Genomic DNA, 12,750 nt, shown 5'->3' on the forward strand with positions numbered 1-12,750 from the left:
TGGTTATGAAGAAACGAAGTAAATACTATATAGCTATGGTGGTAGGCATACTGATGCTGCTTACCTCCTGCACGAACGACATCTTTGAGTCGTTAGGTGGCGAAGACGGCACCGACGGCGTGCCCGTAACGCTTACTTTCGCTACGGCACTCCCCGGAGGAGCTGTGAAGACGAGGTCGCCTCGCGACATTAACAACCTTACCTTGTTGGTCTTCAACGACAAACACCGCTACCTTTATCGTGCCAAGGCTGCCCTTAAAAGAGTGATTACGAAACCTGCCGGTATTGTTTTCGAGCCTGAACTTGCAAGAAAAGAAATTGTTGGCGACGAAGTCTATGAGTTTACTGTTACGTTGATGACGAGCACTAAGCCCCGCATCATTCACTTTGTTGCCGATTACGACAAGCTAGATGAAGCCTTGGGCGAAGACCATACGTTGAAAGATGCCGACGAGGGCGAGATAATGCCTCGCATTATCAGTCAGGACCAAAATAGTTATACCTATTGGCAGTCGTTCTTTTTCAGCAAGATAGACAATACCATTTTCAACAACAAGGGTTTCAAGCTCTTGCGAAATAAGGCGAAGTTTACCATAAAGGATGAGGTGCCCAACGACCAGTTTGAGCTGAAAGGCTTCAGCATTCACAATGCACCCGATCGTGGCACCGTGGTTTCGTACGCTCCTAAAACGGAGCTGAACCCGAATGGTCCGCGCCCGTTCTATCGCGACGTGCTCTATACTTTCCCTATCGACCCTACCGAAACGACGATGCCGTCAGATATAAAGCTCGACAATTTGGGAGATACGAAAAAGAATCTCGACGCTATCTCTGTATTCGAATACAGCAACAGCCAGGCCGACCCCGATAAGCAGATGTCTATCATTCTGTACGGAAGAGGAAAGGCCGACAAAGCCGATTCGTATTATAAGCTCGACATCACGCGCGATATTTATGCCGATCCCGATACGAAGCAGAAGTTTATCGGTACGCAGCGATTCGATGTTATCCGTAACTATAATTACATTATCAGAATTAAGTCTGCCAACGGTAAGGGTTATCCCACCTACGACGAGGCTGTGCGCAACCCTGCCAGCAACAATCTCTTCGGTTCGGTGGAGTTGGAGAATTATTCCGACGTTACCGATGGTGAGTACACCCTCATTGTGGATAACACCAAAGCCATCATGACCCTTCCGGGCCACTTCTATTCGCCCATCACGTTTGCAGGTACAAACCTCGAGAAACCTTCTGAGCATGTGGACGTCTATCTGAACGGGAAGGAATGTAACGGCCATATAGATGGCGATCCATACATCGACCATGCCGAATATAACAAAACCACGGGTGTGCTCGATGTGAATGTGAAGGATATTCCTACTGCCGAGGATAAGCACTATGTGTTTAATGTTGTGGCGACAGCTCCCAACAAGACCACTCATATCCAGCGTACCATTGAGCTGATTCTGCGTAAGCGGTATGATTTTAAGATGCGTCTGGAAGAGAAAACCACGAGCAGGGCGCAAGGCAGCGAGGTCGATGTGGTGCTGACCATTCCCGGTACGCTCCCGGCAACGCTCTATCCTTTCGATGTCTACATCGCTGCCGATCAGTTGAGTCCGTTGGTTACTTCCGCCATCAACGACCAAATGAAGGTGCTCAAGTATGGCAAGCGCACCTATTATGTCTATACGGTCCGCACGGCGTCTACGACCGATCAGGAGGTTACGCTCCACTTCCAGCGTACCCGTAGCAACGGCACTTGCGACGTTACTGCCATCTCCGACAACTTCTACAATGCCGATGCCATATTGCCCAATGATAACAGCACCCAGACCGATAATCGGGGCTTGCTCACCTATACAGGCATCAGCTATACTGTGCCAAAGGTGGTGCCCAGTGAGTACCGTACGAAGCTGAGTCTTACGGGTACAGGATCAGCCGGCGTTACGGCCAAGATGGCATCTGCCGGTTATGTGGAGTTTGGAGGTGCAGGTTGGGCCAACGCTGCCGGCAGCCTTACCCTCACTGCTACGATGGAGTTGGGCAATGGTGTCGTGAAGGCCACGAAGATGCTCTCTGCAGACGAGTGGAGGCAACAACTGAAAGACAGGAAGACCATCAACTTGGATATTACCGATGTTACGGTGGAGGAAAAGGCGCAATACAAGGAGTCTAACGCTGCCATTTATAAGCAGGTACCTGGCGGTACTCAGTTCAAGGTAAGAACCAGTGATGCCTCAGGGAAAGTCAATGTTGATATCCAATCTACGGGAGTGGGTACATACAAGATGATTGTTACAGGGCTTAAAGATCTGAAGACGCCTATTGCGTTCACTTGCGAAGCAACGATTTACAGGAAGAAGTATGAAACGAACTCCATTTATCTGTCCAAGATATTCGATGCTCCAGTTATGTATCTGACGCCTCACTTTAATTAAACATATAATGCAAGACAAAAGATTCCTGCGTGGTATTGGCACCGTCTGCGTGCTATTGCTTCTCTGCCTGCTGCCCTCTGCGGCAAGCGCACAGAAAGCCACGGCGCAAGAGTCCTTTGTCTTTTCTTTTCCCTCTATTCCAGATTCTCTTACTTCGGTAGGCAGCCGTGCTTCCTATTTGGTAAGCCACTATTGGGACAAGGCTTCTTTCCCTGCCGCCTTGTCTTCAGCCGACAATGATTCCATAGAACAGGCTTGGGTCAATTATTGCGACCTTTTCAGCCTTGCAGATAGTGCTGTGGTGGAACGTTCCCTGTCCGGTGTTCTGAGCGAGGCGCGTTTTTCCGCTTCTGTCCGGATTTTTCTGATGTCGCTGGCAGAAAAATATTTCTTCGATTCCGATTCGCCTTACTGCAACGATGCTGTCTATCTCTGCGCCTTGAAAGCCTTTGTTTCCTGCAGGGACGTGGACTGCCTCTACCAGATGCGCTATGCCGCCCACCTCCGTATGCTCGAGCATTGCCGGGAGGGAGGCCGTGCTTCAGATTTCGGTTTTGTGTCCGGGCGTGGCACAACGTCTACGCTCTACCGGCTTTCGGCTTCCCACGTGCTGTTGATGATTTACGACCCGGAATGCGACCATTGCAAATCGGTAATAGGTTGGCTGAAGACGGACGAACGCATTGCATCGCTGCGCACATCAGGGAAACTGGCGATTCTCTCGGTAAATGTGGGCGAGGCGGACAATGCGGCTCTGAAGCCCGATGCGGGACACAATTGGATAGACACGCGCGAGACGCATCCTGATATGATTGCAGGAAACCTCTAAGACCTCCGCACATTGCCGCTTTGTCTTCTTCTCGATGCCGACAAGAACATCGTGGCGAAGGCGTGCAAGGTTTCCGATTTGGAGCAGAAGCTACGCACGCTTGTGCGGCAATAACCTCCAAGAAAAAACTTGCATCCATTAGTTTTCCAAGGTTACTTCATTCTTAAATGATTTCTGTCTTATTTTCCTGAACATACGCAGTAATCTGCTTGTCCCTTCGTTCCCTTGTAAACTCGTCCCCTCATCAGAACCTACTGCGCTCGCTCTGTCCTGCGCCGGTTCCCTTGTATTTGCTGCGTGTGGTGTTGAATTTATAGCGCACGGTAACAACGACTTCCCTGTTGTCGTAATTGTTATGCGAGTTTATCTTTAGGCTGTTCGTGTACACGATTACTTGCTGTGCGGATCGGTTGAACAGATCGTTCACGCCCGCGCTTACGGAAAGCCTGTCGTTCAGGAATGATTTCCTTACCGAGAAGTTAATCGTATAGCTGTTCTGAATGATTTCCGTATTCTCCGTTATGCCCTTGGAGTTGATTTGCAGAAAGGCATCTGCTGCCCAGTTGTGTTTGAATTCAAATGAATTGTTGAACTGGATGCCCCATATCGGTTTGCCCAAATCGAACCTGCTGCCCATACGCTCAATGTCGAACCACTGCTTTTGATAGAAAAACGTGAGCTGTGGCGACCATATTCCGAATGTCGGCGATGCCGTGAGGCTCAATGTAAGCTGTGGCAGCCTGTCGAAATTCTGGAAGCGCAGCGTCGTAATGTTCTCATCCTCGGCGTCCTGTTCGTTCCAGTACATAATTTTGTTGTGCGTCTCGTTGTAATTGGCCACAAGGGTGAGGAATTTCCAACTGCCCATCAGCGTCAGGTCGTGCTGCGTGGTTGGTTTCAGCATAGGGTTACCGCTCTGACGCGTGAAACGGTTCATATACAATATGTGCGTACCCAACTGGCTGTAGGATGGGCGATGCGTCTTTTTCGCATAGGAGAGTTGCAGTCCCACTTTCTGAATTTGCGTGGCAAAGCTGAACGATGGAAACCACTGATTGTAGGTGCGGCTTTGCTCCGGACTGTATATGCCTTGGTCGTAATAGTCGGAATTTACGTGTTCGTAGCGCAGTCCGGCAGTGAGCTGTCCGATGGGTGTTGCACGGCTGTATTCCATAAAAATGGCATTGTTGAGTTCCTTGACGGTCGATGCCGTATTGGGCACAAAGCCTTCTTCGTTGGCATAATTCTGCTTGTGGTTGGTATAGGTGTTCTCGTTTCCGAGCGACAGATTGCCGCCAAACAAGGGATGGGTAAACACCAACTTGGTGGCGAAGAATTTGTTGGCGTGCTGCCCCACAGACGTAACCGTTCGGTTCTCGAAGTTTGCACTCTGTTCGGAGGTAATGGTCGATTCGGTCTCTCTGCCGTAGTAATAGTCGGCGTTGAAGTCGATGTTCGTTTTTCCAACCTTTCCTACATAGTAAGCCGATAGACTCTTGTTGGGAATGGCAGTTCCCGTGTTTTGCAGTTGCGATTCTATGTGGTCGAAAAGCACATTGTTTTTAAGTATGTCGGTAGAGAAAACGCCGTGCCCCGGATCGTTGCCCACGATCAGGTTAGTGAAAAACTTGGCACCAACGAAGTGATTGGCATTAATTTCATAAGTTGCTGAGAACGTATAATTGTTGTTCTTGTTGTGGAAACGGCTGTCACCGACCCACTTGTTCTCCCACAAATTGGCCATTTGCACTTCGTTGATACTCGTCTGTTTATGGAAACTGTTATTGATGTTGTAACTCGTTCCCGCCGTGAGTTCCAGTCCCTTGTGGCGATAATGCACGTTCAGGTTGTTGAATGTGTCCCAGTTTTCCCAATAATAGACCGATGAGCGTGCATCGAAGCCGAAACCGTCGCCCACACGCTTTATTGTGTGAATACGGACAACGGCACGCACCGATGCATCGTAGCGTGCGCCCGGATTGGTTATAACCTCTATGTCCTTGATATCCGATGAGTTGAGGCGTTCAATTTCCGTTGCATCGGTTACTTTCCTGTTGTTTATGTAGATTACGGCTGCGCCCTTGCCCACGACGGAATAGCTGCCTTCCTTGCCCGAAAGCAGCGGAATGCGCTTCAGAACGTCGTTGCCCGAACCGGCTTTTGCCAGCGACGAACCCACGATGGTGGTAACGAGCGCATCGTTTCTGATAGCCATTCGTGGGCGTTGCGCCGTAACGGTTATGCCTTCCATCGTCTTTGATTCCGTGTTCAGTTGCAGAGTGTCGGCGATGAGGGGCAAGGAGAGGCTGCGTTGTTCGTAGCCCACGCCCGAGATGCGCAGAAACACCTTTTTCTCGGCTGGCACGGAAAGCTGAAATGCTCCTTTCTCATTGGTAATAGCACCCGTAACGAGCGAGGAGTCGCTTGTCGAAAGGGCTATCACATTGGCATATTCTATGGGCAAACGCTGTTCGTCTACCACCCAACCGTGAATGGACTGTTGCGCTTTTGCTATGCCGGAAAGCAGCAGGAGCATCGTAAGAATCGTGTGAATTTTCTTCATCGTTGTATTTTTAGGTTGTGGGTCAGCCTGTCTTTCAGGTGCATTACAGATTGACAGGAGGCTCTGTCGGCGTATTGCCAAGCCAATATCCTCTCTCTTCTTGTGCACGAAATGATTTACAAAGTTACGATTTAAAATAAATCTTGCGACATTTGTTTGTAAAAAAAACTAAATTTTTGTTTTTAATTTAAAACGAATGTGTCTTTCAAGGGCGCAGAAAGATAGTTGTTTTGATTGAATTGTCGCATAAATAACTTCAGTATGTTCAAAGGAATAATGGACAAATTGAGTTTGAGAGAGTTCGGGAATGCAGAAATCTACTGGTCAGTCTGCCAACTTGCAGGTCTATCGGCTTATCCCGAATTCGGATAGACCTAAACGTGTTTTGCAATCGTGCGAAGAATGCGTTTCAATCTTCGCACGATTGCAGTGCATTTTTGCGAAGAACGGACTGCATTCTTCGCACGTTTGGAAATTAGTTTGTTATTGACTGATTATCAGTTGATTATGAATTGCTTTGAAGGGAGGTTTTCCAAAATCTTGAACAGTGGATTTTCTCATTTTCCTTTCGTCATTGCCCACACGAATCCTTTTGCTGTTCTTTCTCCGTTATCTTGAAAATGATTGCCTTCGTTCCATTCCAAGACGGTGTTCACATTTGCTTTCTCGTACAGTTCCAGTTGTTTCCTGACGCAGGTGGCTACGGTAGACATTATTTTCGTCTTCGATTTCTCTTCTTTGTCGCCGAGGCTTAGGTAGGCATTCTGCACAACCGGCTGACGGCGTTCTGCATATTCCAACCACTCGGGGTACCACGCAGACGGCGATGCCGATACGGTGGCGGAAAATCTGTCGCAATGATAGGCTGCCCATATCGCAAAGAACCCGGCGAGGGAATACCCACCCAGTATGATCTTGAGCCGTTCGTCCTGAAGCTTGAAATCTTCTTTAATTTTTGGAATAAGTTCCTCTATTATATATAATAAGGTAATGGGGGCTTTGTCTCCGAAGGGAATTTTTCCGAAAACGGGTGGGGCAGGCCAGGGAGTGAGCTCCTCGTTCCATTTCATAATCCTGAAGCCGACAAAAATAAAGTCGGCGTCGCAATTTTTCTCAATGTAGGAAATTTCTTTGTCCGTTTCTTCCAGATCGTGGCTGTCTACTGGCTGAATAAGCAGGTATTTTGGCTTTGCATTCAAATTGTCGTATGCAGTCGCATTGTAATATATGGTACACTCGTGATTGCCGATGCTCAAAATTCTTTTGGAAAGTGTCATAGAATGATAATATTATTATTTTGTTGCAAATATACACTTATTTCTTTTAATTTGCGACGATGATTCCGAAATATACATCTTTTCAGTTCTGTTTTTGCTTTGTTTTATGGGAATTTGGTGTTTGAAAAATACAGAAAGATTAAAAAAATATTGCTTTTTTGTGAAAAAAGTTTGAGAAAAGTTTGGAGCGTAACGAAATTTGATATACCTTTGCACTCGCTTTTCCGATAACACAATAACTTTGTTTTAAACGATGAGCCGGGCGAAACTCGGAAAAGAGTTTGCGCCGATGAAGAGAGAGTTCTTTGAATAGATTTACATAATACAGAGTAGTAGTACAAGAAGCGTCCGCTTTTTTTAGCGGACGGGTAGAAGAAACGAACCTTATCAATTCCGGTGTGTGTGCCCTGTGGTCTTGTGGTTCTGTGTCCTTGCGAAATTTCATATTTCCCATCACACATTTCCCATTTCCCATTACACATCACACCGAACATATCGAACAGGTACTTTTGGACTTGATACTTTCATTATAGGATAGGCATTCTGGAACAGAGACAGCTCGGCGCATCCTTCCCGTTGTTTTCGCTTCGGTAGGATTCCGCCGGTACACATATTTTTACAGTGGAGAGTTTGATCCTGGCTCAGGATGAACGCTAGCTACAGGCTTAACACATGCAAGTCGAGGGGAAACGGCGTTGGGTGCTTGCATCCTTCGGACGTCGACCGGCGCACGGGTGAGTAACGCGTATCCAACCTGCCCCGGCCTGCGGGATAACCCGTCGAAAGACGGACTAATACCGCATGGGGTTCCCTGAGGGCATCTGACGGGAACTAAAGATTGATCGGACCGGGATGGGGATGCGTCTGATTAGCTCGTTGGCGGGGTAACGGCCCACCAAGGCTACGATCAGTAGGGGTTCTGAGAGGAAGGTCCCCCACATAGGAACTGAGACACGGTCCTAACTCCTACGGGAGGCAGCAGTGAGGAATATTGGTCAATGGGCGGGAGCCTGAACCAGCCAAGTAGCGTGCAGGAAGACGGCCCTATGGGTTGTAAACTGCTTTTATGCGGGGATAAAGTGGGCCATGCGTGGCTTATTGCAGGTACCGCATGAATAAGGACCGGCTAATTCCGTGCCAGCAGCCGCGGTAATACGGAAGGTCCGGGCGTTATCCGGATTTATTGGGTTTAAAGGGAGTGTAGGCGGCCTGTCAAGCGTGTTGTGAAATGCGGATGCTCAACATCCGCACTGCAGCGCGAACTGGCTGGCTTGAGTGCACGCAACGTAGGCGGAATTCATGGTGTAGCGGTGAAATGCTTAGATATCATGAGGAACTCCGATCGCGAAGGCAGCTTACGGGAGTGCGACTGACGCTAAAGCTCGAAGGTGCGGGTATCGAACAGGATTAGATACCCTGGTAGTCCGCACGGTAAACGATGGATGCCCGCTGTCGGTGTTTTGCTCCGGCGGCCAAGCGAAAGCGTTAAGCATCCCACCTGGGGAGTACGCCGGCAACGGTGAAACTCAAAGGAATTGACGGGGGCCCGCACAAGCGGAGGAACATGTGGTTTAATTCGATGATACGCGAGGAACCTTACCCGGGCTTGAATTGCAGATGAAGGATCCAGAGATGGTGACGCCCCTCGGGGCATCTGTGAAGGTGCTGCATGGTTGTCGTCAGCTCGTGCCGTGAGGTGTCGGCTTAAGTGCCATAACGAGCGCAACCCCTCTCCCCAGTTGCCATCGGGTTATGCCGGGCACTCTGGGGACACTGCCGCCGCAAGGTGCGAGGAAGGTGGGGATGACGTCAAATCAGCACGGCCCTTACGTCCGGGGCTACACACGTGTTACAATGGCCGGTACAGAAAGTCGGTGGCGCGCGAGCTCCATCCAATCCTCAAAGCCGGTCCCAGTTCGGACTGGGGTCTGCAACCCGACCCCACGAAGCTGGATTCGCTAGTAATCGCGCATCAGCCATGGCGCGGTGAATACGTTCCCGGGCCTTGTACACACCGCCCGTCAAGCCATGAAAGCCGGGGGTGCCTGAAGTCCGTAACCGTCCAGGAGCGGCCTAGGGCAAAACTGGTGATTGGGGCTAAGTCGTAACAAGGTAGCCGTACCGGAAGGTGCGGCTGGAACACCTCCTTTCTGGAGAGGGTGCCTTTTCCGGGGAAGTTTTCCTGTTCGGAAGTTGCGTTTGGTATTCATTGGTGGGTTCATTTCCTTTCTTGTGCTGCGCCTCGCTCTGTATTCCTGATACCGAATAGAGAAAAGCCCGGCTGACGGCCGCACGGTTTTTTCCAACTCAGTCCTATAGCTCAGTTGGTTAGAGCGCCACACTGATAATGTGGAGGTCGGCAGTTCAAGTCTGCCTGGGACTACTTCGGAATCCCCCGGGGGATTAGCTCAGCTGGCTAGAGCACCTGCTTTGCAAGCAGGGGGTCAACGGTTCGAATCCGTTATTCTCCACCCTGCCCGTCCTGCGCGGAAGCGCATCTGGGCATAAGCTCTTTGACATATTGACACAAGCAAACTGTAAAGTAAAGACGAAAGCGCGCGCTCCTTTGTGGAGTGTGTTCGCAAATGATTTCTAGATACAGCTGAAAGTATGAGCTACTCGCTCCTTTTTTGGAGCCGAGTCGAGCAGAAAGTATATAAGGGCGGATGGCGGATGCCTAGGCTCACGGAGGCGATGAAGGACGTGATAAGCTGCGACAAGCCCGGGGTAGGTGCAAATGACCTTTGATCCCGGGATTTCCGAATGGGACAACCCGGCATCCTGGAGGGATGCCATCCCGGCTGCTGCCGGGAGGCCAACGCAGGGAACTGAAACATCTTAGTACCTGCAGGAAAAGAAAATAATTCAATGATTCCCCCAGTAGTGGCGAGCGAACGGGGAGCAGCCCAAACCCGCGGCGTGGCGACGCGCTGCGGGGGTTGTAGGACCGCGGGGTCGCATCCCGGAGGCGAGAGGAAGATTCTGGAAAGAATCCCGGTACAAGGTGACAGGCCTGTACTCGAAGCCCGAGGGAGCGTAGCGGTATCCTGAGTAGCGCGGGACACGTGAAATCCTGTGTGAATCCGCCGGGACCATCCGGCAAGGCTAAATACTCCCGTGAGACCGATAGTGTACGAGTACCGTGAGGGAAAGGTGAAAAGCACCCCGGCGAGGGGAGTGAAACAGTTCCTGAAACCATCCGCCTACAAGCGGTCGGAGCACGCCCTGCGTGTGACGGCGTGCCTTTTGCATAATGAACCTACGAGTTACCATGTCTGGCGAGGTTGAGGGGCTCAGCCCCGTAGCCGCAGTGAAAGCGAGCCTGAAGAGGGCGTTTAGTCAGATGGGGTAGACGCGAAACCAAGTGATCTACACTTGCCCAGGTTGAAGTCCCGGTAACACGGGATGGAGGACCGAACGGATAAGCGTTGAAAAGCTTCCCGATGAGGTGAGTGTAGGAGTGAAAGGCCAATCAAACTTGGAGATAGCTCGTACTCCCCGAAAGGCATTTAGGTGCCGCGTGCGATGTTCTCCGTGAGAGGTAGAGCGACCGATAGGTCGAGAGGGCTTCACCGCCTATCGAGACCTGACGAACTCCGAATGCTCACGGACTGGAGTCGCGCAGTAAGGGGGCGGGTGCTAAGGTCCGTCCCCGAGAGGAGAAGAATCCTGACCGCCGTCTAAGGTCCCGAAATTCCGTGCTGAGTTAGTCTAACGAAGTCTGGTCCCGGTGACAGCTAGGATGTTGGCTTGGAAGCAGCCATTCATTCAAAGAGTGCGTAACAGCTCACTAGTCGAGGGTCCGGGCGTGGATAATAATCGGGTATAAGCCGGATACCGAAGACGCGGGATAGCATTGTATATAAAAAGTATCGGTAGGGGAGCATTCCATGTGCGCCGAATGGTGCGGGTGACCTATCCTGGAGCGCATGGAAAAGCAAATGTAGGTATAAGTAACGACAAGGGGGGTGAGATTCCCCCCCGCCGCAAGACCGAGGTTTCCCGGGCGATGCCAATCAGCCCGGGGTCAGTCGGGTCCTAAGTCTCAGCCGAACGGCGATGGCGATGGCAGACACGGTTAACATTCCGTGACTTGCGTGTTCAGCGACGTGGAGACGGAGCAGTGACACTCTCGCGCCCTGACGGAATAGGGCGTTGAAGGGCGTAGTCCGTGAGGGGTGCAGGCAAATCCGCATCCCGAGACGAACCCCGACAGTACGGAGCCTCCCCCGGGAGGGTCCGACAGCAGAGGTAACCATACTCCCGAGAAAATCCGCTAAGCTCATGTTCACGCAACCCGTACCGCAAACGGACACACGTGGTCGGGTAGAACATACTCAGGCGTTGAGAGATTCATGGTTAAGGAACTAGGCAAACTGACCCCGTAACTTCGGGATAAGGGGTCCTCCCTGTTAGCTCAGGGAGGCGCAGAGAATAGGTCCAGGCAACTGTTTAACAAAAACACAGGGCTGTGCAAACTCGAGAGATGACGTATACAGCCTGACACCTGCCCGGTGCCGGAAGGTTAAGAGGAGAGCTCAGGAGCGATCCGAAGGCTTGAATTGAAGCCCCGGTAAACGGCGGCCGTAACTATAACGGTCCTAAGGTAGCGAAATTCCTTGTCGGGTAAGTTCCGACCTGCACGAATGGTGTAATGATCTGGACGCTGTCTCAACCATGAGCTCAGTGAAATTGTAGTATCGGTGAAGATGCCGATTACCCGCGATGGGACGAAAAGACCCCGTGAACCTTTACTACAGCTTAGCACTGACCTCGGTCATCCGATGTGTAGGATAGGCCGGAGGCTTCGAAGCGGGTGCGCCAGCATCGGTGGAGCCATCCTTGAAATACGGCCCTTTGGCTGTCTGAGGTCTAACGCGCGATTTGTGCGGACACTGCTTGGCGGGTAGTTTGACTGGGGTGGTCGCCTCCAAAAGCGTAACGGAGGCTTCCAAAGGTGCCCTCGGGCCGATTGGTAACCGGCCTTACAGAGTGCAATGGCATAAGGGCGCTTGACTGGGAGGCAGACATGCCGAGCAGGCAGGAAACTGGGGCATAGTGATCCGGTGCAAGTGTATGGAAACTGCATCGCTCAAAGGATAAAAGGTACTCCGGGGATAACAGGCTGATCCCCCCCAAGAGCTCATATCGACGGGGTGGTTTGGCACCTCGATGTCGGCTCGTCACATCCTGGGGCTGGAGAAGGTCCCAAGGGTTGGGCTGTTCGCCCATTAAAGTGGCACGCGAGCTGGGTTCAGAACGTCGTGAGACAGTTCGGTCTCTATCTATCGTGGGCGTTGGAGTTTTGCGTGGTGCCGCCACTAGTACGAGAGGACCGTGGTGGACAGACCTCCGGTTTGCCGGTTGTGCCGCCAGGTGCACCGCCGGGTATCTGAGTCTGGTATGGATAAGCGCTGAAAGCATCTAAGTGCGAAGCCTTCCGCAAGATTAGAGCTCCTATTTGAGGGTCGTCATAGACGATGACGTTGATAGGGCGCAGGTGTAAAGACGGCGACGTCAAAGCCGAGCGCTACTAATTGCCCGAAGCTTTCGCTTGTTGGTTTATGCTTTGAGCTGTATTCCGGTTCGGGTTTCCCCGTGTGGTCCGGAAGTGAGAGAGGATTCTTTGCGGCGTCTTTC

At 51.0% G+C, this 12,750-nt stretch carries 4 protein-coding genes, 2 tRNA genes and 2 rRNA genes; 6 read left to right on the plus strand and 2 right to left on the minus strand.

What is annotated here, in order from left to right:
• Positions 1–5 precede the first annotated feature (5 nt).
• Together P150_RS0108290 and P150_RS0108295 are read left to right on the plus strand one after the other, a co-directional pair.
• On the plus strand, positions 6–2,441 hold the full coding sequence (locus tag P150_RS0108290; protein ID WP_155952976.1) for a hypothetical protein: 2,436 nt from the start codon (positions 6–8) through the stop codon (positions 2,439–2,441).
• A gap of 7 nt (positions 2,442–2,448) precedes the next feature.
• Positions 2,449–3,270: a DUF5106 domain-containing protein gene (locus tag P150_RS0108295; protein WP_028897285.1), complete on the plus strand. Its 822-nt coding sequence runs from the start codon at positions 2,449–2,451 to the stop codon at positions 3,268–3,270.
• A gap of 244 nt (positions 3,271–3,514) precedes the next feature.
• Here P150_RS0108295 and P150_RS0108305 read toward each other — a convergent pair whose 3' ends face one another.
• Positions 3,515–5,833 carry an outer membrane beta-barrel family protein gene (locus tag P150_RS0108305; RefSeq protein ID WP_028897286.1) on the minus strand — a complete coding sequence of 773 codons (2,319 nt, stop codon included), beginning with the start codon at positions 5,831–5,833 and terminating at the stop codon, positions 3,515–3,517.
• Between the two features lie 557 nt (positions 5,834–6,390).
• Positions 6,391–7,110, minus strand: coding sequence for an alpha/beta hydrolase-fold protein (locus tag P150_RS0108310; RefSeq protein ID WP_028897287.1), 720 nt, complete (start codon positions 7,108–7,110; stop codon positions 6,391–6,393).
• A 618-nt stretch (positions 7,111–7,728) separates the two neighbouring features.
• Here P150_RS0108310 and P150_RS0108315 point away from each other — a divergent pair.
• The 4 genes from P150_RS0108315 to P150_RS0108330 all read left to right on the plus strand — a co-directional run bounded on the left by P150_RS0108315 (position 7,729) and on the right by P150_RS0108330 (position 12,667).
• Positions 7,729–9,260, plus strand: a 16S ribosomal RNA gene (locus P150_RS0108315).
• A gap of 159 nt (positions 9,261–9,419) precedes the next feature.
• A tRNA-Ile gene (locus P150_RS0108320) sits at positions 9,420–9,493 on the plus strand.
• A 14-nt stretch (positions 9,494–9,507) separates the two neighbouring features.
• A tRNA-Ala gene (locus P150_RS0108325) sits at positions 9,508–9,581 on the plus strand.
• 173 nt (positions 9,582–9,754) lie between these two features.
• Positions 9,755–12,667: ribosomal RNA gene (locus P150_RS0108330) — 23S ribosomal RNA — on the plus strand.
• The 16S and 23S rRNA genes sit together here with 2 tRNA genes alongside, the layout of an rRNA operon.
• Positions 12,668–12,750: the final 83 nt, after the last annotated feature.

It is taken from the genome of Prevotella sp. HUN102 (assembly GCF_000688375.1).
Taxonomy (GTDB): domain Bacteria; phylum Bacteroidota; class Bacteroidia; order Bacteroidales; family Bacteroidaceae; genus Prevotella.